The following is a 22,632-nucleotide window of genomic DNA, read 5'->3' as shown; positions in this document are numbered from 1 at the left end:
GTTTTTCTCCTCTCTAGTAGCTCAGTTTCTCTAATAGCGGGCAGTGATCATCTTTTTACGTGTATAGAATTCCACCCCATCTCGCCCATTGGCATGCAGATCTCCATAGAATGATTTCTTATAACCCGAGAAGGGAAAAAAGGCCATGGGTGCAGGCACGCCCAGATTCACACCCAGCATCCCTGCATCAATTTCTTCCCGGAATTCACGGATCGCCTTTGCGCTATCTGTATAAATGCACGCCCCATTCGCGAATGGGGACTGATTCGTTACCGCTATCGCTTCACTCAGACTTTTCACACGAATCACAGACAATACTGGCGCAAAAATTTCATCCTTCCAGATGGTCATTCCCGGCTGTACATAATCAAAGATCGTCGGCCCGATAAAATAACCCACACCGCCCGCAGCCGGATCTTTCCGTCCGTCTCTCACAAGCTCGGCTTGTTCAGCCTTTCCAGTCTCAATGTAATCGAGCGTACGCTCCTTATTCGACTGACGGATGACCGGACCCAGAAATACCCCGTCAGCGGCACCATTACCAATCTTAACCTCATCCGCACCAGCTATCAGGCGATCAACTAGCTCGTCAGCGATAGCCTCATGGACTACCACAACCGAGCAAGCCATACACCGCTCACCCGCAGAGCCAAAGGCCGCCGCAATAATATTTTTCACCGCATTGTCCAGCTCCGCGTCAGGCAGAACAATGGAATGATTCTTAGCTCCTGCTAAAGCCTGCACCCGCTTGCCCTGCGCCGTCCCTGTCTTGTATACATATTCCGCGACCGGCTGCGAGCCCACGAACGAAATCGCCTTCACTTCCTCATGTTCCAGCAGCCCGTTGACCACCTCATGTGCTCCATGAACAACATTCAGCACACCTGGCGGAAAACCCGCTTCGGCAAATAGCTCAGCCAACCGATTAACGAGCAGTGGCGTACGCTCAGAAGGCTTCAGCACAAAGGAATTCCCACAAGCAATGGCGAGTGGAAACATCCAGCAAGGGACCATCATCGGAAAATTAAACGGGGCAATCCCCCCAATAACCCCCAACGGATAACGGTACATCCCGGATTCAATTCCGGTAGCGATATCAGGAAGCTGGCTGCCCATCATTAATGTGGGGATGCCTGCGGCAAATTCCACACACTCAATACCGCGCTGCACCTCCCCCTGCGCCTCTTCCAGACTCTTCCCATTCTCCAGCGTAATCAGCTCAGCCAGCTCATGCCAATGCTCTACCAGCAGCTGTTGATATTGAAAGAAATAACGTGCGCGACGGGGCACGGCGACTCTTTTCCACAATTGAAATGCTACAGCAGCCGCATCGACCGCCCTACCCAATTCTTCTTTGCTTGATAGGGGCACGTAGGCAATTACTTCACCGGTCGCCGGATTATATACCTCTTCTTCCTGCCCAGATGACGACGCTACCCAAGCGCCATTCACATAATTCTTAACCTTTCCGACTTGTGTCACTAGGAGAGACATAACTCGCACCTCTTTCTCTATTTCAGATGCACAGATAGACTGCTGATTATAATAGATGACCGCCAGAACGGGCGGCCATCTATTATAACTATAAGTTCGACTTCTTACTTTGCCGCCATTTCTACGATTTCGTTCGTGTAAGCTGCATCTACCTTAGCCGGTTCTTTAATAACACCGAACTTTTGCGAAATATCAGCCGTTTGCTGGAACGCTGCTGCATCGGTGAATCCCATTTTGGCACTATCAAAGCCCTCAGGCAGAATCAGCTTGGCAACCTCGGTCATCATCGTTAGTTGATGCTCTTTAGTCGTACTGCCATCTTCCGCTTGCTTCATTACACTGTCCACCGCAGCCGCAGGATCGGCAATGGCGTCTTTCCAGCCCTTCAAAGAAGCGCGAACAAACTTGGCCGCAGTCTCCTTGTTCTCCGCAAGCCATTCCTTATTGGCAAACAGGTTATCCTCCAGCATCGCTACACCTTCTGTATTCATATCGATCACATTCAGATCCTCTGCCTTGATGCCCGACTCAAGTACAACCTGATATTCGTTATATGTCATCGCCGAAGCCGCATCAATCTGATCCCCTAAGAACTGATCCATCGTAAAACCTTGCTTCGTAAAGCTTAGATCCTTGTTCGGATCGAATTTATATTTATCAAACAGGGCTAATAGCTCAAATTCATTGCCACCCATCCAGTTCCCAACCTTTTTACCTTTTAGATCGGCTGCGGAATTGATGCCTGCCGATTTTTTGGAGACTAGGACCAATCCGCTCTTTTGATAAATTTGCGCGATTTGCACCAGCGGCATACCCTCTTCCAGACTCGGCAGTAGACTGGCTACCCAACCAACACCAATATCCGCAGAACCACCTGCCACTTGCTGTTCTGGAACAATATCCGGCCCACCCGGCAAAATCTCTACATTTAGTCCCTCTTCCTTGTAATAACCTTTATCCTGCGCCACAAAATACCCGGCGAATTGCGCCTGCGGCACCCATTTCAGCTGCAGCTTCACGGTTACCGGATCAGCCGCTGGTTCAGCCGCAGCACTTGCCTCAGGAGCTGCTGAAGTTTCAGGAGCAGTCGTAGCTTCAGCTGCCGGGTTATTATTATTGCCCCCGCAACCCGCCATTAAAGAAACACTCAACATCATCACGATCGCCAACAAACCACCACGAAATTTGTGTTTTTTACCGTTCATCAATGAAACTCCCCCTACCATAATTTAGGTTTGTACCAAGCATAAGCGCCTTCCGCGTCCTTATAAGGACAATAAGCGCTTAAGCGAGAAATATAAGGAATGATGTATAGTGTGAAACTTATAGATCCTTATATTTTAAGACAGCACAGTATGAACAATCATCGCGGTGCGCGCTATGCAGACAGCCGTGGGCGGTTTCTCTATTCCATTCCCACATCACTGGATGTAATAAAGGTAAGGTTAACGCTGCGAAGGATGCCACTTGATGAATACTTTCTCCAGTCGCTCAACCACCAGGTAGAAAAGTACACCTGCAATGGCAGCCAGAACAATGCAGGACCAGCCTAGCGGCATTTTGGCGACCTTTATGGAATTGGAGAGCAGATACCCAAGCCCTTTGGAGGAGAAAAAGAATTCCCCAACGATGGCCCCGATCATGCTGGCAGTGGCGTTAATCTTCAGCGCCGTAAATATATAAGGCAGACTGCTCTGAATCCGCAAATAACGAAATACTGCCGGCTTACCCGCCGCGTAGGAATGCATCAGATCCAAAGCCAATGGATCGATCGCCGCCATGCCTTTATAGGCATTGATCGCCATTGCCGCCATCGTAGTCGCCGTTACTATGGCAATTCGCGAGCCTATTCCATCCCCGAACCACAGATTCATAATGGGCGCGAGGGCGACGATGGGCACAGCATTTAGAGCAGCAACCAGCGTTAAGCTTCCGCTCCCCCAACGCGGCCACGCAGTAGCGGCTAATGCAATCAGAAATCCAATCGCAGAACCAACCAACATTCCTAACACAGCCTCAGTAAGGGTGTATCCGGTATAGGACAACAACAAGCTGAAATTATCTCTCATGGTCGCAGCAATGGCTGTAGGCAGCGGCAGCTGATATTTTTTCAAATCAAAGATCTTATGAAAAAATTGAAATTCCCATAGGACAAGGAACAACACACCCGCTAACATAGGCAGTAACACCCTTGTGTTAAAGATTCTCTTCAGCATTCGTGAACCGCCCCAACGCGCTGGTTCAGCCGTTTCATTACTTACAGGGCCAATAAACGGGATCTCCCGAACAGAGTTGGTCTCCATTAGCCACCGCCTCCTTTCGGACGATATTCAGGCTGCCACGGTGCTACCAGACGTTCGATTAGACTAATCAACCAATAGCTTGCAATTCCCAACAAAGCGCCAACAATCACCGTAGACCAGAACATATAGGTATGAGAGCTGCCATAGTAGAGATTGCGCAGCATGATTACACCAATCCCGTGCTGTGCACCCATCAGCTCTACCAGAATAGCACCAGTGACAGCAAGCGGAGCAGCTATTTTAAGTCCCCCGAACAAACCAGGCAGAGCTGCTGGAAATCTCAGTTTCCAATAGACTGCCCACGGCTTCGCTGCGTAAGAATGCATTAATTCAAGCGCTGAAGGATCTACACTTCGCAAACCGCGTAGCATGTTCAATGCCACCGGGAAAAAGGTGATATAGCCCGAAATAATAATCCGTGAGGTCTGTTCATCGCGCACAATCCCATAGATGATTGGCGCCAGCCCTAGAATCGGAATCATTTGTGAGGCAATCGCATAAGGAAAGGTTAACTGCTCTATTGTCTTCGATAAGCTCATCAGCACTGCTAATGAGGCACCAGCCACAGCCCCAATCAGGAAACCAACACCCGCATTGCCGAAGGTCGCGGCTCCTTCCTTCAAGAGTGTGCCTCCATACTGCCACAAGGTGGCTAACACCTCATGCACATAAGGCAGTTTGGACTGTGCTAGCGGCGTCTCCACCACATGGAGCAGCATCCAGGAGGTTCCTTCCCAGAGCAGCAGCAGACCCACAATCCAGACAAACAACGGCAGCAGGCGACCTCGTATGAAGATACTGCCCCCTCTCATCCTCACACCCCTTCGAAGCTGTCGCGAATATTTGCGATCAGTTCGAAAAACGCTGGGCTGTTTCTCATTTCCGCCGTTCGTGGACGTGGCAGAGGAATATCAACCACAGCGGACAAGCGACCTGGATGCGGGGAAAGAACAAACACCCGGTCAGAAAGGAATATAGATTCAGGAATACTATGCGTTACAAAGACAATGGTGTTCTGCACCTTACTCCAGACGGACAGCAGCTCTTCATTTAGACGCTCACGCGTAAATTCATCCAGCGCAGAGAACGGCTCATCCATCAGCAGAATTTCCGGCTCCATCGACAACGCCCTGGCAATCGCCACACGTTGCTGCATCCCTCCACTTAGCTGCCATGGATATTTATCTGCAAAGCTCTGCAGCCCCACTAGATCAAGCAGCTCCATCGCCTTTTCCTCTCGGATCGACTTCTTGACGCCCATCAGTTCCAGTGGCAAGGTAATGTTATGCTTCACCTTCCGCCAGTCATACAGCACTGGACTTTGAAAAACAATGCCATATTTCTGGGCCAGCCTTGCTTCTCTGGCACTTTTTCCAGCGACTACAATATTCCCGCCCGTTGGCACGATGAGATCTGCCATCAGTCTCAAAAGCGTTGTTTTGCCACATCCTGAAGGTCCGAGCAGTGAGACGAACTCCCCCTTGGCAATATCAAGACTCACCTGATGCAGCGCAAGCACTTCTGCAGCTTCTGTACGATAGCGCATTTCAACATTTTCCAGCTGAATTTCCGGAATATTGGTCGCGAGTAATGACATCCTCAGCCCCCCCTTATCAAAATAAGCTCTGCATTTAATGTTAGTTAATCTAACTCATAATTGAGTAAATTGAGTTAATTCTTCTGTCGTGTAGTATTAACTAACATGTTACACCCTGCTCGCTACACTCTCATTAGACAATTAGTAAAATAGCTCCTGTGAATTTGCGTCATTTTGTCTATGAGACATTTTTCGAGTTGCGAATCAGAACTTATTTTTTTATATCCGTAAATATGTGGTAATATTTATCCAATATCTCTCCTTAGTAGGTGACAATAGACCCATGGGATCTGTAATTTCGAATTATATTGTTATTGTTGCTATATCAGGTGTGCTGAGCGTACTACTAGCCCTTTTCGCCTATTATAAAAAAACCGATTTCTTAGGCATCAGAGCTTTTGTTATAAGTTCCTTTGCATCTGCTATTTACACCTTCGGTTTTGCTTTAGAGCTATCAGGAAAAACACTGGAGGAAATCAGTCTCTGGATTAAGCTAGAGTATCTGGGGATGCCCTTTATTGCACCGGCAAGCCTAATTATGGTGATACATTTCGTTGGGCTGGAGGGTTTGTTTAAAAAAGGCATGCGGGTGGCATTATTTATCATTCCGTTCATTTCAACACTGTTGGTATGGACTAACGATTATCATCATCTCTTCTATAAATCCATTTATTTACGAGACAATACCCCGTCCCCACTTGTTGATGTAGTGATGGGACCTTGGTATATTGTTCACGGCAGCTTTACTTTTGGCTGTCTGCTGGCAGCCATTTGCCTTATGATCTGGCAGTGGAACCGAATGAAGCGAGTATACCGCAGGCAAATCATTACGATCATCATCGGACTAAGCCTTCCCACCCTTGGCTCATTTTTATATCTAATGGGCTTAACGCCTTACGGTATGGACCCGGTCCCCATCATTATGAGCTTGACTTCATGCCTATATATTTGGGCTATTTTATCCCGGGGAATGTTAACTGCCGCACCTATTGCTCGTGAGAATCTGTTCGAAAGCATGCGAGAAGGCGTGCTTGTCACCGACCGTTCGGACATGCTAGTCGATTACAATCGTGCAGCTGCGGATATGATAGAGGGGCTGAACTCCTCATCGATTGGCAGACCCTTAGCGCAGCTGTTTCTTAACGCAGGCAAAGACGCCTTGTCCTATGTAATGGATGCCGAGCCGCTGTTGCGCGAAGAACGGGAAGTGGCTTGGAACAAAGCTGGTGAAATCTGTTATTATCAAATCCGCTCCTCTCCGGTACAAAAACAAGGGGGAAACATCGCGGGCCAGATGATTATGCTGATCGACGTGACTGAACAAATACTGCTTCGGGACAAACTGCGTCAATTGGCTACGATGGACAGCTTAACGGGGATATATAACCGCACCTATTTTTTGGAGCTCAGTCGAGCGCTGCTTACACAGTCCGCCAGCCTGCGCAGTTCATTCTCCATGATTTTACTGGATGTAGACTTCTTCAAGAGCATTAATGACCGCTACGGGCATCAATATGGAGATCAAGCTCTCCAGCATATTGTTCAGGTGTGCAGCAGACATCTACGAGAAGGAGATCTCTTCGGTCGTTATGGCGGCGAGGAATTCGTGATCTGTCTACCAGATACGTCGTTGAAGCAAGCTGCAAGGCTCTGTGAAACTATCCGTGCCGATATTGAACAAAGCATCTTGTACACGCTTATCGGGCCCATTAACGTGACCGCCAGCTTCGGAGTAGTAGAAGCCCTAAGTCTTGAAGCCACTCTAGAAGAGCTGCTCTCAGAGGCTGATCATGCCCTGTACAGTTCGAAAAGAAACGGACGAAACGCTGTTCACCTCTCCCAGAGGTCAGAAATCACCCTTTTCAAACCTATATAAATGCATTCTTGTCCCTAATAGCGCATTCCTCAACCGTCCTAATTTTTCATAGTCTGTTTTTAGGTTTAATAGGAGTTATCTGAAAATTTAATCAGAGTGTAGGAAAAATTCGCTTTATGGATATGGGAGGCGCAAGAAATAATGAGGAACCATACAATGATGCAATTTTTTGAATGGCATGTTGCTGCGGACGGCAAACACTGGGATCGCTTAAAAGAAACAGCTCCCGCGCTAAAGGCCGTAGGCATTGATTCTGTTTGGGTACCTCCTGCGACAAAGGCCGTCTCCGCTGACGATACAGGCTATGGCGTGTATGATCTATACGATCTGGGCGAATATGACCAAAAAGGTACGGTACGCACCAAATATGGCACCAAGCAAGCACTGATCGACGCCATTTCGGAATGTCAAAAAAATGGTATAGCGGTGTACGTTGATTTGGTCATGAATCATAAGGCAGGCGCGGATGAAAAGGAAATCTTTCAGGTTATCGAGGTCGACCCTAATGACCGGATGAAAGAAATCTCCAAGCCTTTCGAGATTGAGGGCTGGACTAAGTTCACTTTCCCCGGCCGCGGGAATGAACACTCTTCCTTTAAGTGGAATCACAATCATTTCAACGGCACTGACTTTGATGCTAAATCGGGGCGAACAGGAGTATTTCGTATCGTAGGCGAGAACAAAACATGGAACCAGAATGTGGACGACGAGTTCGGCAACTACGATTATCTAATGTTTGCAAATATTGATTACAGTCATCCAGAGGTCAAAAAGGAAATGATCCAATGGGGAAAATGGCTGGTGGACACGCTCCACTGCAGCGGCTTTCGCTTAGATGCCATCAAGCATATTAACCATGAGTTTGTAAAAGAATTCGCGGTAGAAATGTTTAATAAATGTGAGAAGGATTTCTATATCGTGGGTGAGTTTTGGAATTCGGATTTAGAATCCTGCCGACAATTTCTAAATACCGTGGATTATAAGATCGACCTCTTCGATGTCTCCCTTCACTACAAGCTGCATTCAGCTTCCTTGGGGGGTAGAAACTTTGATTTAACTAAAATCCTCGACGACACACTGGTGCAGACCCATCCTACCAATGCTGTAACGTTCGTTGATAATCATGATTCTCAACCCCATGAAGCTCTGGAATCTTGGGTAGATGATTGGTTTAAGCAAAGTGCTTATGCACTTATCCTACTGCGACGCGATGGATATCCGGTTGTGTTTTATGGCGATTATTATGGAATTGAAGGTCCTACACCTGTACCAGGTAAAAAAGATGCCATTGATCCGCTATTATACACCCGCTATCACAAGGCTTATGGTGAACAGAAGGATTATTTCGATCATCCCAACACGATTGGCTGGACGCGGCTCGGTGTGAAAGACATCGAGCGCTCCGGTTGTGCGGTTGTGATTAGTAACGGTGAGAACGGCCAAAAAAGAATGTTCGTAGGGGAAAAACGCGCTGGTGAAGCATGGGTGGATTTCACCCATAATCACAAGGCGACTATAACGATTGAAAAAGATGGCTGGGCGACCTTCCCGGTCAACGGCGGCAGCGTATCTGTTTGGGCGCTACCCGATGCAGGGACTGACAAAAGGTAATTATGTTGTATATAAATAGGGTGCTCATCGCCATTTTTTCAGCGATGAGCACCCTATTTTAGTTGTTGTTTGGAGTATTTTCTGGATGACGGGATACTAGCCTTACCAGATCCAGTGTAAGGATGGGCAACGTTACGGAAGCTGGATAGGCCAAGTAACGCGGCTCCCACTCCGGGCTGAACTTTTCTTTATAGCGACGCAGTCCGGCAAAGCCGTACCAGTGTCCACCTCTTTTAAACACGAGATGAGCCAGTTTTTCCTCTCGTAGTGCTCCGGCATTCTGACCCACACTGGATAGTGGAGCATTGCCAAGATTAAAGCGGTGATACCCCTCCGACTTCGCCCATTCCAGCAAACGAATGAATAAATAATCCATCGTACCATTCGGTGCGCCCTTTCGATGGCGCATTAAATCAATAGACAGGGTCTCTCCCCGGTCATACCCCGGTGCAATCGAAGCAAAAGCCAGTACCAACCCTTCGCTGTTCCGCAGGATCGCAATGGGCGCTAGCTGTAGATAATCTTCCTTGAACCATCCCAGCGAATATCCTTTTTCGACTCGCCTGCTCAACCATTCATCCGAAACCGACCGCAGCTCTCGCAGTAAATTTTCAGCATGTGGTGCAGTTGCAATTTCAAAAGCATAACCTTCCCGTTCAAAACGATTGCTTACACTGCGCAAATCACTATTCTTTTTGCCACTTAGCGTAAAGGTATTGAGCGTTACCAATGCCTCTTCACCCAGCTTGAAGAAGCGATAGCCCTGCTCATGATAGATGGATAAGAAGGCAGGCGTAGCTTGATAGAAAACGACAACCAGCCCAAATTTATCCGCAGCTTGTCTGAATTCATTGATAGCTTCGTTCATTAAGCTTTTCTCACCTAGCGGATCACCTAGGACAACGAGCTTGTCTCTGACTCTGGAAAACGCGAGAAGCACCTTGTCATTCTGCGCCCAGAAGAAGCTTTTATCCCCTAAAAACAGCATATGAGTCAAGGCATTGCCTTGAACGCCCTCTAAAAAGCGCTTCAGCTTGGCTATATCAAAAGCACCGAAAAGCTCCTCCGCCTTATGATGCGGCCGAAGGGTTACCAGCATAGTGAGAATGATCCAGGAGAAGGCTAGCCCTCCGATTGCCGTAAAGGCGACATGACTATGCCGCTGAAGCCATTCAGGCTGCACTCCGGGAGGCAGATGCTTCAGAAATCCACGATGTACATAACTGCCCATCAAATAATAAGTAAGCGCGATGACAGACGTTAGGGCAAACCACCAGATCGTGCTCTGTTTACTGACTTGGGCACTGATTCGATAAAACCGAGATCTGGATACCCACAGGATGAGAGCTACCAGAAGCAGAAAAAGTGCCTCTTCATAATCAAACCCCTTAGCCACAGCAAACACCGATCCAGTGAACAGAAGTATGCTAGTCCATACATATGCACTATGTACTCGCAACGTAATCCCCCGTGACAATATAATTAGCATGAAACCAATAAGTACAGACAGATGATGCGACAATTGCATCACTGGAAAGGACAATATCTCCTCCGTAATCTTCAACCTATACAACAACCCCGGCGTTGCAGTAGATAACAAGAGAATCAGACCGCTTGCTAATACTAACTTACCGAGAGCCCACACCCCTAGATCGCTCAGAAAGGAATACTGACCCGGCCACCCCCAAATCTTTTGCCATAGATTAAGAGAGGGTTCGAACCCTGGAGCTGAACGATCTAGACCCTTTTTTCCTTGCAAACCAATTTCCAGTGCAGCCAGCACCAATCCAATCAACCAAGGAATGACATAATAAAACAATCTAAAGATAACAAGTACCGCCATCGCCTTATCGCTCTGGTATCCAAGCTGTGTAAGTCCAAGCAAGGCGATAAGATCAAATGCACCGATACCGCCGGGGGCCATACTCAATATGCCTGCAATGGCGGCAATCGTAAACACACCAAAGATAGCTATGAAATGGACCTCGTCCAAAAGATGGCTGCTGATGGTCCAGAAAGTCACGCCTGCAAAGCTCCATTCCAAAAAGGAAGCACCCACAGAAGCCACGACTGTAAACCATGGTGTTCTGCCTTCTCCACGGTTAATCCACTTTGCATAAAGTGCTGAGCGCTGTACAAACACAAATATCGGCAAATAAAGCGCCATCCCCCATACTGCGAATACGAGCCAGCGATGTTCTTCCAGCAAAGCCGTTGCCGGGAGTATGCCAAAGATATTAGCCCATGAAAGCAAGGATAACCCAGTAATCATAAGTGGGGATAGAAATACGATGGCCGGGGTTAGCACAGAGGTTGGCACTCCACTTTTTTTATACAGCAGCGTCCTTAAACCCACTCCAGCCAGACCCGCAAAGCCAATCAAATTATTAAATGTATTAGCAATCCATGCATACCGAAACGTACTCCATAGCCCTACTTTTAAACGGAAATGTGCCCGAATCAAATAGTCATAGGCACTCATTACAGCTACTGCGAGAAGGGCAAAGCCGACCATTTGAAAAATAGCGGACGTGGGCACGCGCCTAAGTTCACGCATAATAAGCCCTAAATGAACCTGCTTCAGCTCATGTTGCCCCTCCCAGTATACGAACGCAATAATAGCGACTGGAAAAAGAGCTCTGACCGCCCTGATCCGATAGATAGATAGGATTAGCCTTACAATTTTGAATCTTTCTAATGTCTGTTGCTTAGAATGCATGAGCCCACCTGCCTTTACCGCTGACACATGTTGTGCTAGACAATTTTTACAACTAATTCATTATAGCAATACTTGGAATAGAAGACCCGTGATAATCAACACCTAATCCATTAGACTGCCAACAGTGCCTTTACCCCTGCAATAATTAAAGAATTTATGGGAAAAGTGGAGTAATCATAATAAATATATTACGAAGATGGACAGGTTATTATGACGGAACTTTACTTAAGGGTGCTTTGTCAGTATTGGCAAACAATGCGTTAAAAGAACATGTAAATTAAAGTTTAAACCTAAAAATACATAACAAAAAGGACATCCCTCACGGCAAAGGATGCCCTTTTTATTATGTAATGCGGTTTACAATAGGTTATACACGGATATCAAATCTGCCTTTGCTATCCGTTGTTGCGGTAGCTATCTCTTGCGGACTTGCTGCAGCAGGCTTATTGTTCGCAGGTTTGGCAGGTGCCTCTACAACACTGTTAGCGGAGGAAGCACTGCTCTGAGACTTCTGCGAGATTTGTGCCTCGATGGTCTTAATCTGTTGTTCAATTTGCTTCGTTTTCGTTTCCTTGGTCTTGTCATCGTCTGCGCTGGTATTAATCTTGTCCAGTTCAGCTTCTAGCTTCGCTTTTTGTTTCTCAAGCGTACTGGTATCTGTAGTGCTAGATGTCGAGGTAGTATACGTTGTGGAACCTGAGACTGCTGATATACTCATGGTTATCCCTCCCTTCCTTACCTCCAATATAATCCTTTTGCAAGTAAGGAACGTTAAGACCCGCTGAAAGTTTGCTGAAAATACTACTTGCTGGTTGTAAGGATGGGCTGCTAGGCGCTTGCTTTTCCTCGTCTAACAAGCAGCATATAAGAAAGAATCGAGAGAAGTCCGGTCCCTGCTATTACAATCGCCATCGGAAGTGCTGATTCAACTCCCCCAAGACCAACAAGTGGCGCCACACAGCTACCTAGCAGCAGAGGAATTAATCCGATTAACGCCGAGGCACTGCCTGCCGCTTCTCCTTGATCCTGCATCGCCAATGAGAAGCTGGTCGCTCCGACAATCCCCACACTGGAGACAACTGCAAATAAACAGATCAGAATAGGGATCAGCCCTCCTCCTACCAGAATCGTCAGCAGTAGTAAGAGGCCTCCCGTCGTACAGAGCAATAGTCCGCTAAATAGCAATTTAGTCTCACTTACCTTGCCAGCAAGTCTGCCGGCAATTTGGCCTGTAATAATAATTCCAATCCCATTCACAGCAAAGATCAGACTGTATACCTGCGGTGTAACCGCAAAAATATTTTGCAATACAAAAGAAGAACCTGAGATATAAGCAAACATGGATGCCGTAACAAAACCTTGCGACAAGGCATAGCCCATAAACTTACGATTGCCAAGCAATACCCGGAAGGTAAGCAGTGTCCCCTTCAGTCCACTCTTAGAGCGTCGCTCCTTCGGCAGTGTCTCTGGCAAGCGCAATAAAATGGTTAGACAAAAAATAATTCCGGCAGCAAATAAAACTAAGAATATCCCCTGCCATGTAGTTACTCTTAACAGTTGGCCCCCAATAACCGGAGCCAAAATCGGTCCGAGACCATTCACAATCATCAATAGTGAGAAGAACTTAGTGAGTTCAGAGCCACTATATAAATCACGAACAGCCGCTCTAGAGACAACCACGCCTACTGAACCAGCAAGCCCCTGAATAAACCGTAAAGCAACCAGCAGTCCAATCGACGGACTAAAAGCACACAGCACTGATGATATGGCATAGATGAACATTCCTATAAGCAGCGGACGGCGACGGCCATACACATCACTCAGCGGTCCAGCGACCAACTGTCCTGAAGCTAGTCCAAGCAAAAAGAAGGTCAGACTAAGCTGTACTAAAGCAGCAGTCGTACCGAAATCCGCGACAAGCGTAGGCAGTGCAGGCAAATACATATCAATCGACAACGGGCCGATCGTTGTAATGGAACCGAGAATCACAGCCAGCTGTAATCTCTGCTTCCGTGAGGGTCCACCTGCGGCAAGCTTATTACCATTTTGCATTCCAATCATAATCCTTATTTCAACCTTTCTAAAGCAACCCATAGGCCTTTTTTTGTATTCTTCATACTAACGTAAAGGAAGTGAATTGATCAATCCTTTTATGGAGGGCTGCTAGCGCCTGTGTAACAAAAATAACCGCCTTCCGGCGGTTATTCTGATTGTTTTATGCATTTGTAGATGTGCTGCGCATTTGCAACCAATCTCTAGCGGCTTCAGCCTCAGCAACACTCAGGCGATGACCTTGGTTGCCCCAGTGTGTTGTCACCTCTGCGCCTGCCTTCTGTAAAATAATCTCCAAATCCTCAGTCTCCGAAGAAGCGATAAGCGGATCATTTGTACCTGCTCCAATGAAGATAGACACCCCTTCAAGAGAAGGAAGCTCTACATTCCGCAGCGGCACCATCGGATGCAGTAGAATTGCGGCGCGGAAAACCTCCTTATAGTGGAACAGCAAGCTGCCGGCAATGTTTGCACCGTTAGAGTAACCCACGGCTACCAGATTGTTGGCATCAAATCCGTACTGCGCTGCGGCATCGTCCAGAAACTGCTTAATCTCGTGAGTACGGAAGATTAGATCGGCTTCATCGAACACCCCTTCAGCCAGCCGCCGGAAGAACCTCGGCATACCATTCTCTAGAACATTCCCTCTGATACCCAGAACTGATGAATCTGGAGATAATAACCCCGCAAGCGGTAGTAAATCTTGCTCATTGCCCCCCGTACCGTGGAATAATACAAGCGTGGGCTTCGTTATATCCTTACCTTTATGAAATACATGAATCATCCCTGCTTCACCTCAATTTCTCTTATTTGAATAGGACTTAAATTTTCTTCGATAGCCGTACGATGCGGTTCATACCAAGAAGGCAGCATCAATTTCTCGCCCAGAGCATCCGGTGCCTCATCTCGAGCAAAGCCTGGAGGGTCTGTAGCAATCTCGAAGAGGATCCCCCCTCTTTCACGGAAATAGATCGCATTGAAGTATTGGCGGTCTTGAACCGGTGTTGGATGATGTCCATGGCTCTGTACATGTTGCCCCCATTCCAGCTGCTCAGCATCATCTTTTGCACGCCATGCAATATGGTGAACCGTACCTGTACCTCCTGCACCTAGCGGGATTGGCGTTGTCTTCAGATCAATAATATTACCCAAATCGCCAGTGGTTCTGTAACGACTATATCCGTCTCCATCCGCGATATGCTCCATTCCCATCGTATGGACAAGCGTCTCTGCCGTTTGCAGCGGATTGTTGCTGTAGAGCACAGCGCCACCGAACCCTTTGATCGCATGCTCGGCAGGAACCCCTCCGAAAGACCACTTACTAAGCGCTCCTTCCTCACGTTCCACAAGGTCAATACGTAAACCGTCATAATCAGTGAAGGATAGATAGGTTTCCGAGATTCTATTGCTGAGGGTGACCGAAATTTGATATGCAGCAAGACGTTGTTTCCAGAATGCCAATGAGCCCACAGGTATTGCATAAGTGGTTACACCGACCTGTCCAGCGCCGATTCTACCTTTACGCCCCATGGAAGATGGAAAGAATGTAATTATCGTCCCCGGTGCACCCTGTTCGTTCCCAAAATATAAATGATAAACTTCCGGAGCGTCAAAATTAATCGTTTTCTTCACCAGCCGTAGTCCTAGAATACCGGCGTAAAAATCAACATTACGCTGAGCATCGCCAACAAAAGCTGTAATATGGTGGATTCCTGCAGTTTGAAGTGTCATTATTATAAACCCCCTTCTTAGTTAAAAATCAAGGCATCCAGAGAAATCGAACCCGGCCCCGTAAGTGCTATACCTACCGCAACCACAAGTACTGTGAGTGGAAACTCAATACCGTTTGCAGTAGACCAGAAGCCGTTTGGCGCATGAACCTTAATGATGGCTCCAAGCATCGTAGCAGCGATTAACACTGCTGCAACAGGAGTTAGTAGCCCTGCCGCGAACATAAATCCACCCGCCAGCTCTAGAATACCTGCTAATACCGCCATCGTAACGCCTGGTTTAATGCCTATGGACTCCATCCAGCCGCCTGTACCCTTCGGGCCATATCCGCCAAACCATCCAAATAGCTTTTGTGCGCCATGTCCGATAAACGCAATCCCGATCACTAATCTCATCAATAATATTCCTACACTTATCATGGTTAATCCACTCCAATTTTCTTTGATTTAATTATCTTAACATTAAGATATATGGTAAATTTTTTTGTCTACCAGCGGCAAGAAGCAGCGAACTGCTTCTAACCTTATAGAGGCGCTCTTCCTAATGATATTTCAGCGCTCTATACACCTTTACCTAACTTCTTCAGTAAATCGATAGCCTGGCCCTTCTCTTCCTTATCCAGTCCATGCATTAGATCATGAATCGAAGCCACATGACGCGGGAAAATCTTATCGAACAGCTCACGCCCTGCATCCGTAATCTCCGCATAGGTCACGCGTCTGTCCTCGCTACACGGCACACGTTTCAGCAGACCTTTCTTCTCCAGCTTGTCGATATTATAGGTGATGCTTCCACTCGTAACGAGAATCTTCTCCCCGATCTGTTGCAGTGGAATACGGGTCCGGTGATACAGCACCTCAAGCACCATGAATTCGGCAGACGCCAGCCCGTAACTCTTCATATCCTTCACAGCTTGATCCATCAAGCTTCTGTAAGCCTTAGATAATACAACAAATAACTTTAAAGAAGACGCCTGATCCATCTCCGTAGTATTCTCTGTATTACGAACATTCTCTTCGGTATTACTCATCAATTCCACCTCCAGTTTGACAGCGATGTTGTACAATCTAAAGTAAATGTCTTTATGTTAAATATCTTTAAGTTAAGATAACTATACTTCCTCACACTACCTTTGTCAACCTCGCCACTTAAAAAAGATAACATAAGGTGCTTAACGAGCTATTAATGTTCTTTCTACGAATTTTTAAGAGCGTGATGAAAATCACTCTAAGTTTGACCTGACCCTTAAAACGGCGTATTCTTGTCTTTACGAATGACTATTTAGTAAGCGATTTCACTTCTCTCAAAGGAGGCAACCTGATGGTGGAGGAACATGCTGTTGCGCGGCGCGTGCTGATCGTAACAGCCGTAGCCGCAGAGCGAGACGCGGTCCTGCGCGGCCTGCAAGGCAGCGACAGGTTCCATGTGATTGCTGCCGGCGCAGGTACGGCAGCAGCAGCGGCGGGAACCGCCGCAGCACTCGCAGCCGGATCTTACGGCTGCGTAATTAGCGCCGGGATCGGCGGCGGGTTCCCGGGGGTGGCCCCTTTAGGCTCGCTGGTCGTTGCCAGCGAGATGATAGCCGCCGACCTCGGGGCCGAGACGCCGGAGGGCTTCCGCAGCGCTGCCGAGCTTGGCTTCGGCAGCGTGTCCGTGCCGGCTGACCGCGGCACGGTACAGGCGGTTTCGGCCGCGCTGGCAGCGGCCGGACTGACCGTAAGCACGGGCACCGTGCTTACGGTCTCGACGGCGACCGGCACCGCGGAGACGGCCGCCGCTTTGATCGCGCGGCATCCCTATGCCGTCGCGGAGGCGATGGAAGGCCACGGGGTTGCCGTGGCCGCTGAGGCGCTGGGGCTCCCGGTACTGGAGCTCCGCGCCATTTCGAACCCGGTCGGTCCCCGCGACCGGTCCGCCTGGAAGATCGGCGATGCAATGGAAGCATTAACGGCGGCAGCCGCTATACTATTGGAGGTGCTGTAATGACAACTGAGCTTAATATCGCTTTTTCCCCTTGCCCTAACGATACCTTTGTATTCCATGCCTGGGCACACGGGCTTGTCCCGAATGCACCACAACTGAATGTAACCTATGCCGACATTGATATTACCAACACACTTGCTGCTAATGGAGAAGGCCCAGAAGTCCTTAAAATCTCCTATGCCGCCTTACCATGGGTTCTTGAGCGTTACAAACTGCTGCCATGCGGCGGCGCACTGGGTCGCGGCTGCGGGCCGTTGCTCCTTACCGCAAGTGGCCCAACAGCGATCAAACGTCCCGAAAAGCTAGCTGGACGCCGGATTGCAGTGCCTAGCGAACGCTCTACGGCTTATCTACTTTTCAGATTATGGGCAGCACAGCATATAACGGGAGGCATCGGTGAAATCGTCGTCATGCCTTTCGATGAGATCATGCCTGCTGTACGTGATGGCCATATCGATGCCGGACTTGTAATTCACGAAGCCCGCTTTACTTACGCATCTTATGGTCTTAATATGCTGACTGACCTAGGCAGCTGGTGGGAAAGCGATACTGGCCTGCCGATTCCACTCGGCGCGATCATTGCTCGCCGCGATCTGGATACCGATGCAATCACTGGCTCGATTCGCAGCTCTCTTCAATATGCATGGGATCATCCTACTGACTCTAGAGACTATGTGCTTAGCCACGCACAAGAGTTAGCTCCAGAAGTGGCAAAATCTCATATTGATCTCTATGTGAATGAGTTCTCGATGAACTTAGGCGATGACGGCTACGCTGCAATCTCTGCCTTACTAAATCGTGCTTCAGCAGAAGGACTTGTACCTGCCATCGACCCAGAATTACTTCGGTAGCATGCACTAGGTATTCTTAACACACTCTAAAACTAGACATAGCCTAAAATCCCCGGTTACACACATAAGGTGTCCTCCGGGGATTTTGTTTATTCTAAGCAGCAGTTGTTGCGATTGCCTTCAATCCATTATTTGGCATAGCGGAGCGATGGCTTTACAATAGGCCTATAAATAGATTCTATGAAGGAGGATCACATGATACCTGAAAACAATAGCAAGCAAAACATCGATCGATTTCTCGGCTTTCAAGCGGACTATGACCGCTACCGTCCTGAAGCTCCACCCCTGATCATCAAGCTGCTGACCGACTACTTAGGCAGCACACCTTCAGTCGTCGCAGATATAGGCTGCGGCACGGGCTTGTCTACTTTTCTGTGGAAGGATGTCTCGGACCACGTAATAGGCATTGAACCGAATCCAGATATGCTGGGAAAAGCAATCGATAAATTAAGCCGGATAGAAGATCCTCAATCCATCACTTTTGTACAAGGTTATTCTAACCAGCTTCCACTTGCAGTGGACAGCGTAGACATAGTGACCTGCTCACAGTCATTCCACTGGATGGATCCTGAAAGCACACTTCGAGAAATCTCCCGGGTCTTGAGAACAGGTGGTGTCTTCGCTGCCTACGATTGCGACTGGCCTCTCCCCCTTCAACAGAAGGTAGAAGAACGTTACAACCAACTGATCTCCAAATCCGAGGAACTGCTCGCCTCACTCTTACCTGATGCTGAGAGAGCACATAAATGGGACAAAGAAGGGCATTTGTCACGGATTCAGGCTAGTGGAGCTTTCTCTTTTGCAAGAGAGATCGTATTTCATAATCTTGAATCCTGCGATGCGCAGCGCTATGTAGGACTCGCTCTAAGTCAAGGCGGAATACGAACCGTGTTGAAACAGGACGCTACCTTGCTCGATCAGGACATTGCAGACTTCACAGCTGCGGTTGAACAACATTTTCAAGGACGCACCCTAGAGGTTCTGGTCAGCTATCGGATGAGAATCGGCATCAAATAATCTCAGCACTTAAGCGCAAAGAACGCCCCGTTTTTCCTTATAGGAGGAAAGTCGGAGCGTTCTTTTATTTTATTTGACTTCTTCCATGAACAAATTTAGGTTCTCAACGATTTCCTTAGATCTCGAATGGTGTAAATAATGTCCGCCCTCGAATGTCATCACTTTTCCATGCACAGATTCCTTAACTTGCCCTTCATGCAGAGGAATCCAATCTTTCACGGTTGTATTATTCGCTTGTATAAAGAATATAATGGGAAGATTCTTGTCGAATTTCAACCCTCTGGCTGCGACAAAGTTAGGATATATATGTTCCATTTCATTTAAGGTAGTGGAATTATTCATATTTTTGAGCGATATTAATTTCATTTGTTTTTTGGTCTCATCATCAAATGGCAGTCCATCATAAGGGTCACCGCTTAATTGCAATCCCAATCTAATGATACCTGAGTCTTTGAGCAGCTTTAATTTTTTTATCGGGAATTTAACATCCATACCGCCTTGCTCAGGAACACTACTATCAACCCCTACAAATGCACTCACTTCGTTTGGATATTTCTTCGCATATTCCAATCCGTAAATACCTCCAATGGAGTGACCCATTAGAATATATTGGTCAATGTTTAGATTCTGTACGGCTTCATGAACCTCACTTATGATATTCGCTGTAGTTCGTTCCTTATCGGTCTCATCACTTAATCCATAACCAAACGGCTCAACCGCGACCACTTTGTAAAATGGTGATAACTCATCAATCAACGGCTTAAAATCAAGTGCTGGCGCTCCAGTTCCAAAGCCCGGGATAAGTACAATAGTCTGCTTCCCTTGTCCTTGGATCAAAACATTCATACTTTTTCCGTCAACAGGAACTAACTGACCATATTGATGTATTTTTTTCTGATCAGATTTGTTGCTAATCACATTAACTGTATAAACAACAGCTAGAAAAAGCACGATCAAAATCACTATTGCTCCTAATATTTTTAGCAACAAGTTACGTACTTTATGCTTTTTCTTTTCATTCCCCGTTTTTATTACCTCTGTTTGTGTCACCCTCATCTTCTCCTGTCCTATTCTATTTATTATGTCGCCTTAACGTTTCGCTAATGAGATCTTAACCAACAATGATGTACTCCTCATGACCACAATATGAACTAAATATGAATAGGCAAAAAAATACTACGGCAGCGCAAGCAAGAAATCTTACCTGTGCTACCGTAGTATGAACAATGAGGCGGGCGTTCACCCCCTCGCAAAATATCCTTGAACGCTAATTATTCTGTGGGCGCTATAATTGGTAAGGTGACGATGAAGGTCGTTCCTTGGCCAGGTTCGCTTTCCACTCGGATATCCCCTTTATGAAGCGATACGATCTGTTTAACAATGGCTAGTCCCATCCCGCTACCACCATACTTGCGACTGTGGGAACGATCAGCCTTAAAGAAGCGTTCAAATATACGCGCTTGGTCCTCGGGAGAAATACCAATGCCAGTGTCGGATATTCGGACGGATACATTGTTCAAATCTTGTTTGATGCTGACGTTAATCACACTGTCATCCTTGGAGAATTTGATACTATTTCCAAGGAGATTCGTCCACACCTGACTTAACAAATCATGGTCAGCCCATACGACTACTGGTTTCAAATCAAGCTCAAAACTGATGTTGCGCGCCGACCATTGGGGCTGTATCGCCACAATTACTCGTCTGATCTGTTCGTCAAGACTGAACGTGATAAGTCGCAGTTGTTGGGATTGTGATTCAAGCACACTCAGCTTTAACAGACTATCGCTCATCTTGGACATCCGCTCCGCTTCAGCAATAATAATATCGAGATAACGATTCCGTTCATCCTCTGTGAGGGCAACTTTCTTGAGCGCAATAGCATAACCAGATATGGAGGTGAGCGGAGACTGAACCTCATGTGACACATTCGTTACGAACTCCCTGCGCATTTGCTCAAGGTGCTGAAGATCGTGCATCATTTCCTCGAAGCTATTAGCCAAGGTACCTAGCTCACCCATCTGCTTAATATTCAATTCGACATTAAAATCCCCAGTTGCTATACGCCTAGTTGCCTTTGTAAGCCTTTTGATCGGTCTCACTAAGAACATAGAAGCGACCAAAATTAATACGCTTCCCGTTATTAACGAATACGCCAAAAAATTAAATAGCAGATTCCTCGTAGAAGACAAAGTAGGAGGCACAAGCGGCTCCACAAACATCGCCTTCGTTCCCATTTCAGTTTTCAAAGGTAGTCCTAAGAGGTTGGAAGAACCTATACTCGGTTTTACTTGAACAGCTTCACCAGCCAATACTTTCTTTAGTTGCTCCCTAGTCACGGTAGCAGGGCTCTCTCCATTAAGCTCTCCGTAGGACCGGTAATGGCCGTTCTTATCGTAAATTCGAATATGATAGGAATCCAGCTGCTTCATTCCACCAACAAGAGCATCCGCTTCATGTAACGGTAAGGTTTCGTATATCCGGGCGATGTCCTGACCAAAGCGAAGTAAAGGAATTCGCAGGTTTTCGTTTAATTTATCTTGGAATACCCAAGTTGTCACAAATAGAGAAATCAATGTCCCTCCAATCACGGAGACCAGAAAGGTCAGAACAACACGTGTATATAAGGATTTGATCATTCGTAGACCTCAAACCGATAGCCAAGCCCCCGTACCGTTTCGATTCGAAAATCAGTTGCAGACGCAAATCGTTCACGTAGACGCTTAATATGTACGTCTATCGTTCGATCATCTCCAGCATAATCAATTCCCCAAATCTGATCGATTAACTGCTCACGCGTATAGACTTGCCCGGGTGTTCCAGCTAGCTTATACAGCAATTCGAACTCCTTAAGCGGCAACGTGAATGACTCTGTTCCTCTCATCACCTTATAGGTTTGCCGATCAAGGACGACGTTGCCGAACTGGATCGTCTGGGTGGAACCAATCTTGTATCGCTTCAATAAGGATCTAACACGAACCGTCAACTCCAGCGGATCGAATGGCTTCGTCAAATAATCGTCTGTTCCCAGTTCGAAGCCCTTCACCTTCTCCCAGGTTTCACCTCTGGCAGTTAGCATAAGTAAGGGAAGATCTGGATTGGCTTTTCGTAGCTCTTTGCATAACGTCCACCCATCCATAACCGGCATCATGATATCGAGTACAACAAGATCAACCTGCTTTGAGGCATAAACGGCTAACGCTTCTTTGCCGTCTGCAGCTTCGGCTGTATCAAATCCGTCGTTACGTAGAAATAAACAGACGAGTTCGCGAATGTTCGCGTCGTCGTCAGCAACTAGTATAGTAGGCATTGCGTCCCTCTTTTCAGATATTAAAAGAGCGTCTAACACGGTAATCCGTATGTAGACGCTCTTCTACTTACTTTCCTCCCCTATATAG

General features: G+C 47.2%; 20 protein-coding genes. 5 read left to right on the top strand and 15 right to left on the bottom strand.

The features are described from left to right. Positions 1 to 30 precede the first annotated feature (30 nt). From CA598_RS17415 to CA598_RS17395, 5 genes are all read right to left on the bottom strand, one after another. The gene (locus CA598_RS17415; protein ID WP_094877291.1) at positions 31 to 1,494 is read right to left on the bottom strand and encodes a CoA-acylating methylmalonate-semialdehyde dehydrogenase; all 1,464 of its coding nucleotides are present in this window, start codon (positions 1,492 to 1,494) and stop codon (positions 31 to 33) included. A gap of 104 nt (positions 1,495 to 1,598) precedes the next feature. Continuing rightward, complete coding sequence (locus tag CA598_RS17410; RefSeq protein WP_094868328.1) at positions 1,599 to 2,699, bottom strand: ABC transporter substrate-binding protein; 1,101 nt, start codon at positions 2,697 to 2,699, stop codon at positions 1,599 to 1,601. 240 nt (positions 2,700 to 2,939) lie between these two features. Then, positions 2,940 to 3,797 (bottom strand): ABC transporter permease, encoded by an 858-nt coding sequence (locus CA598_RS17405; protein ID WP_094877290.1) that lies wholly within the window; start codon positions 3,795 to 3,797, stop codon positions 2,940 to 2,942. Next, positions 3,797 to 4,609, bottom strand: coding sequence for an ABC transporter permease (locus CA598_RS17400; RefSeq protein ID WP_094868330.1), 813 nt, complete (start codon positions 4,607 to 4,609; stop codon positions 3,797 to 3,799). The genes CA598_RS17405 and CA598_RS17400 overlap by 1 nt, the downstream gene beginning before the upstream one ends. A 2-nt stretch (positions 4,610 to 4,611) precedes the next feature. After that, on the bottom strand, positions 4,612 to 5,394 hold the full coding sequence (locus tag CA598_RS17395) for an ABC transporter ATP-binding protein (protein ID WP_094877289.1): 783 nt from the start codon (positions 5,392 to 5,394) through the stop codon (positions 4,612 to 4,614). Between the two features lie 283 nt (positions 5,395 to 5,677). Here CA598_RS17395 and CA598_RS17390 point away from each other — a divergent pair, with 283 nt between their 5' ends. Both CA598_RS17390 and CA598_RS17385 read left to right on the top strand, forming a co-directional pair. After that, the gene (locus CA598_RS17390) at positions 5,678 to 7,270 is read left to right on the top strand and encodes a histidine kinase N-terminal 7TM domain-containing diguanylate cyclase (RefSeq protein WP_094877288.1); all 1,593 of its coding nucleotides are present in this window, start codon (positions 5,678 to 5,680) and stop codon (positions 7,268 to 7,270) included. Between the two features lie 138 nt (positions 7,271 to 7,408). Then, a complete protein-coding gene (locus tag CA598_RS17385) occupies positions 7,409 to 8,881 on the top strand; it encodes an alpha-amylase (RefSeq protein WP_094877287.1) in 1,473 nt (490 codons plus the stop codon). Positions 8,882 to 8,939: 58 nt separating this feature from the next. Here CA598_RS17385 and mprF read toward each other — a convergent pair whose 3' ends face one another. The 7 genes from mprF to CA598_RS17350 form a co-directional block, all read right to left on the bottom strand. Further along, complete coding sequence (gene mprF / locus CA598_RS17380) at positions 8,940 to 11,600, bottom strand: bifunctional lysylphosphatidylglycerol flippase/synthetase MprF (protein WP_094877286.1); 2,661 nt, start codon at positions 11,598 to 11,600, stop codon at positions 8,940 to 8,942. 367 nt (positions 11,601 to 11,967) lie between these two features. Further along, positions 11,968 to 12,318 (bottom strand): FlxA-like family protein, encoded by a 351-nt coding sequence (locus CA598_RS17375; protein WP_094877285.1) that lies wholly within the window; start codon positions 12,316 to 12,318, stop codon positions 11,968 to 11,970. A 110-nt stretch (positions 12,319 to 12,428) separates the two neighbouring features. Beyond that, positions 12,429 to 13,652: a multidrug effflux MFS transporter gene (locus CA598_RS17370; protein WP_094868488.1), complete on the bottom strand. Its 1,224-nt coding sequence runs from the start codon at positions 13,650 to 13,652 to the stop codon at positions 12,429 to 12,431. 163 nt (positions 13,653 to 13,815) lie between these two features. Then, a complete protein-coding gene (locus tag CA598_RS17365; RefSeq protein ID WP_094868336.1) occupies positions 13,816 to 14,436 on the bottom strand; it encodes an alpha/beta hydrolase in 621 nt (206 codons plus the stop codon). Further along, positions 14,433 to 15,383 carry a ring-cleaving dioxygenase gene (locus tag CA598_RS17360; protein ID WP_094877284.1) on the bottom strand — a complete coding sequence of 317 codons (951 nt, stop codon included), beginning with the start codon at positions 15,381 to 15,383 and terminating at the stop codon, positions 14,433 to 14,435. Before CA598_RS17360 ends, CA598_RS17365 begins: the two co-directional genes overlap by 4 nt. A gap of 17 nt (positions 15,384 to 15,400) precedes the next feature. After that, complete coding sequence (locus tag CA598_RS17355) at positions 15,401 to 15,802, bottom strand: DoxX family protein (RefSeq protein ID WP_094868338.1); 402 nt, start codon at positions 15,800 to 15,802, stop codon at positions 15,401 to 15,403. Between the two features lie 140 nt (positions 15,803 to 15,942). Next, the gene (locus CA598_RS17350; RefSeq protein ID WP_280787328.1) at positions 15,943 to 16,413 is read right to left on the bottom strand and encodes a MarR family winged helix-turn-helix transcriptional regulator; all 471 of its coding nucleotides are present in this window, start codon (positions 16,411 to 16,413) and stop codon (positions 15,943 to 15,945) included. A gap of 290 nt (positions 16,414 to 16,703) precedes the next feature. On the opposite strand from CA598_RS17350, the gene CA598_RS17345 reads away from it, so the two are divergent. From CA598_RS17345 to CA598_RS17335, 3 genes are all read left to right on the top strand, one after another. Next, a complete protein-coding gene (locus CA598_RS17345; protein ID WP_094877283.1) occupies positions 16,704 to 17,366 on the top strand; it encodes a futalosine hydrolase in 663 nt (220 codons plus the stop codon). Continuing rightward, positions 17,366 to 18,217 (top strand): 1,4-dihydroxy-6-naphtoate synthase, encoded by an 852-nt coding sequence (locus tag CA598_RS17340; RefSeq protein WP_094877282.1) that lies wholly within the window; start codon positions 17,366 to 17,368, stop codon positions 18,215 to 18,217. The genes CA598_RS17345 and CA598_RS17340 overlap by 1 nt, the downstream gene beginning before the upstream one ends. A 195-nt stretch (positions 18,218 to 18,412) precedes the next feature. Then, complete coding sequence (locus CA598_RS17335; RefSeq protein WP_094877281.1) at positions 18,413 to 19,234, top strand: class I SAM-dependent methyltransferase; 822 nt, start codon at positions 18,413 to 18,415, stop codon at positions 19,232 to 19,234. A 69-nt stretch (positions 19,235 to 19,303) separates the two neighbouring features. On the opposite strand, the gene CA598_RS17330 is transcribed toward CA598_RS17335, so the two are convergent. The 3 genes from CA598_RS17330 to CA598_RS17320 all read right to left on the bottom strand — a co-directional run bounded on the left by CA598_RS17330 (position 19,304) and on the right by CA598_RS17320 (position 22,544). Then, the gene (locus CA598_RS17330; protein ID WP_042192697.1) at positions 19,304 to 20,284 is read right to left on the bottom strand and encodes an alpha/beta hydrolase; all 981 of its coding nucleotides are present in this window, start codon (positions 20,282 to 20,284) and stop codon (positions 19,304 to 19,306) included. 221 nt (positions 20,285 to 20,505) lie between these two features. Beyond that, entirely contained in the window at positions 20,506 to 21,873 is a 1,368-nt protein-coding gene (locus CA598_RS17325; RefSeq protein WP_094877280.1) for a sensor histidine kinase, read from the bottom strand. Continuing rightward, positions 21,870 to 22,544 carry a response regulator transcription factor gene (locus CA598_RS17320; RefSeq protein ID WP_094868343.1) on the bottom strand — a complete coding sequence of 225 codons (675 nt, stop codon included), beginning with the start codon at positions 22,542 to 22,544 and terminating at the stop codon, positions 21,870 to 21,872. Before CA598_RS17320 ends, CA598_RS17325 begins: the two co-directional genes overlap by 4 nt. Positions 22,545 to 22,632 lie beyond the last annotated feature (88 nt).

The sequence above is a fragment of the Paenibacillus sp. VTT E-133291 genome, from assembly GCF_002264395.1.
GTDB lineage: Bacteria > Bacillota > Bacilli > Paenibacillales > Paenibacillaceae > Paenibacillus_AQ > Paenibacillus_AQ nitricinens.
This window is presented reverse-complemented; position numbering and strand designations above follow the sequence as displayed.

Bases quoted from the DNA above. Each gene is read 5' to 3' on its own strand.
- CA598_RS17405 (WP_094877290.1), bottom strand. From the start codon at position 3,797: ATGGAGACCAACTCTGTTCGGGAGATCCCGTTTATTGGCCCTGTAAGT.
- CA598_RS17360 (WP_094877284.1), bottom strand. From the start codon at position 15,383: ATGACACTTCAAACTGCAGGAATCCACCATATTACAGCTTTTGTTGGC.
- CA598_RS17325 (WP_094877280.1), bottom strand. From the start codon at position 21,873: ATGATCAAATCCTTATATACACGTGTTGTTCTGACCTTTCTGGTCTCC.
- CA598_RS17365 (WP_094868336.1), bottom strand. From the start codon at position 14,436: ATGATTCATGTATTTCATAAAGGTAAGGATATAACGAAGCCCACGCTT.
- CA598_RS17400 (WP_094868330.1), bottom strand. From the start codon at position 4,609: ATGAGAGGGGGCAGTATCTTCATACGAGGTCGCCTGCTGCCGTTGTTT.
- CA598_RS17390 (WP_094877288.1), top strand. From the start codon at position 5,678: ATGGGATCTGTAATTTCGAATTATATTGTTATTGTTGCTATATCAGGT.
- CA598_RS17415 (WP_094877291.1), bottom strand. From the start codon at position 1,494: ATGTCTCTCCTAGTGACACAAGTCGGAAAGGTTAAGAATTATGTGAAT.
- CA598_RS17375 (WP_094877285.1), bottom strand. From the start codon at position 12,318: ATGAGTATATCAGCAGTCTCAGGTTCCACAACGTATACTACCTCGACA.
- CA598_RS17320 (WP_094868343.1), bottom strand. From the start codon at position 22,544: ATGCCTACTATACTAGTTGCTGACGACGACGCGAACATTCGCGAACTC.
- CA598_RS17335 (WP_094877281.1), top strand. From the start codon at position 18,413: ATGATACCTGAAAACAATAGCAAGCAAAACATCGATCGATTTCTCGGC.
- CA598_RS17410 (WP_094868328.1), bottom strand. From the start codon at position 2,699: ATGAACGGTAAAAAACACAAATTTCGTGGTGGTTTGTTGGCGATCGTG.
- CA598_RS17350 (WP_280787328.1), bottom strand. From the start codon at position 16,413: ATGAGTAATACCGAAGAGAATGTTCGTAATACAGAGAATACTACGGAG.
- CA598_RS17345 (WP_094877283.1), top strand. From the start codon at position 16,704: ATGGTGGAGGAACATGCTGTTGCGCGGCGCGTGCTGATCGTAACAGCC.
- mprF (WP_094877286.1), bottom strand. From the start codon at position 11,600: ATGCATTCTAAGCAACAGACATTAGAAAGATTCAAAATTGTAAGGCTA.
- CA598_RS17395 (WP_094877289.1), bottom strand. From the start codon at position 5,394: ATGTCATTACTCGCGACCAATATTCCGGAAATTCAGCTGGAAAATGTT.
- CA598_RS17340 (WP_094877282.1), top strand. From the start codon at position 17,366: ATGACAACTGAGCTTAATATCGCTTTTTCCCCTTGCCCTAACGATACC.
- CA598_RS17370 (WP_094868488.1), bottom strand. From the start codon at position 13,652: ATGCAAAATGGTAATAAGCTTGCCGCAGGTGGACCCTCACGGAAGCAG.
- CA598_RS17355 (WP_094868338.1), bottom strand. From the start codon at position 15,802: ATGATAAGTGTAGGAATATTATTGATGAGATTAGTGATCGGGATTGCG.